1 protein-coding gene is annotated in these 243 nt (G+C 59.3%); it reads right to left on the reverse strand.

Annotated elements, in window-relative coordinates; translation table 11 throughout:
• Positions 1 to 243 (reverse strand): MlaA family lipoprotein (locus AC3II9_RS22355; RefSeq protein ID WP_489158957.1); only part of this gene is annotated, 243 nt, incomplete at both ends.

The raw sequence follows: 243 nt of genomic DNA on the forward strand, positions 1-243 counted from the left end.
GGGCTGGTTGAACGGCTGGCCGAACGCCGACGGAAGAACCATTCGGTCGATACCAAGGCCGATGAGGTCTCTGACGGTCGCAGGGCCGATCAGCGGAAGGAACAGAAAGGGGCCGGGCTTTACGCCGTAATAGCCCAGTGTGTTGGCAAAGCCGTTCGATCTACGAGGTAGTTTGAACGGTTTTTTCCGGGCGACATCGATCATCCCGGCGACGCCGACCGTTGTGTTGATCGCAAACCGTCC

Source organism: Lysinibacillus sp. RU7 (assembly GCF_057837305.1).